The organism is Clavibacter lycopersici, from assembly GCF_003576405.1.
Taxonomy (GTDB): Bacteria; Actinomycetota; Actinomycetes; order Actinomycetales; family Microbacteriaceae; genus Clavibacter; species Clavibacter lycopersici.
Window position 1 is genome coordinate 1 of record NZ_QWGT01000422.1, and the last position, 1,099, is coordinate 1,099.

Sequence of the window (1,099 nt, forward strand, 5' to 3'; positions counted from 1 at the left end):
TGCGCGACGCGCTCGAGGCGGCGGGCGTGGCGATCCGGCCGGTGCCGGACGCGCCCGACGCCGACGCTCCCGCCTCCGCCCCGGAGCATCGCGCGCTACCGCCTCGCGACCGGCGCGCCCTGTGACCCTCCGCCTCCTTCCGTGCGGCGACGCCGCCGTCATGCTCGACCTCGACTCCCTCGACGAGGTCCTCCGCCTCCAGCCCGTGCTCGACGCCACGCGGCCGCTCGGCGTCGTCGACATCGTGCCGGGCGCGCGCAGCATCCTCGTCACGCTGGATCCGCGGGTGCTGCCGCTCGCCGCCGCCCGCTCCTGGGCGCTCGCCGCCCGGCCCGCGGACGAGGCGGGCGCCCGCGGCGGCGACCCGGTCGAGATCGACGTGGTCTACGACGGCGAGGACCTGGCCGACGTGGCCGCGCTCCTCGGCATCGACGAGCGCGAGGTCGTGGAGCGGCACACCTCCGGCGTCTGGACGGTCGCGTTCGGCGGCTTCGCGCCCGGCTTCGGCTACCTCGCCGGCGTCCCCGGACTCGAGGTGCCGCGCCGCACGTCGCCCCGGCCCCGGGTCCCTGCCGGCGCCGTCGCGCTCGCGGGCGAGTTCAGCGGGATCTACCCGCGCGTCTCGCCGGGCGGCTGGCAGCTCATCGGCACCACGCGGGCGGTGCTGTGGGATCCGGAGCGCGAGCCGGCGGCGCTCCTGCAGCCCGGATCCGCCGTGCGCTTCCGCGAGGTCGCGCCGTGAGCGACGCGAGCGCACCTCGACGCGGCCGACGCACGACCGCTCCCGCCGCGGCCGGTCTCGCGGTCGACCGCACCGGCCCGCTCATGCTCGTGCAGGACGCGGGCCGTCCCGGCCACGGCGGCATCGGCGTCTCGCCGTCCGGGGCCCTGGATCCGCGCGCCCTCGCCGACGCCAACCTCCTCGTCGGCAACGATCCCGGCGCCGCGGGCCTCGAGATCGTGCTCGGCGGCGCGGTGCTGCGGGCGACCGCGGCCGTGTGGGTCGCCGTGACGGGCGCGGTCGGCCCGCTCGTCCGCACAGTGGGCCGCGGGTCCCGACCCGCGCCGTACGCCGCCGCCGTGCTCCTCGACGCCGGCG

General features: G+C 79.0%; 1 protein-coding gene and 1 pseudogene. Both read left to right on the plus strand.

Annotated elements, in window-relative coordinates; all coding sequences use genetic code 11:
* Positions 1-121: 121 nt before the first annotated feature.
* Positions 122-742: a 5-oxoprolinase subunit B family protein gene (locus tag DZG00_RS15660; RefSeq protein WP_119383199.1), complete on the plus strand. Its 621-nt coding sequence runs from the start codon at positions 122-124 to the stop codon at positions 740-742.
* A pseudogene (locus DZG00_RS15665) lies at positions 739-1,099 on the plus strand (allophanate hydrolase subunit 2 family protein); the annotation flags it as partial. The gene DZG00_RS15660 and the pseudogene DZG00_RS15665, both read left to right, overlap by 4 nt.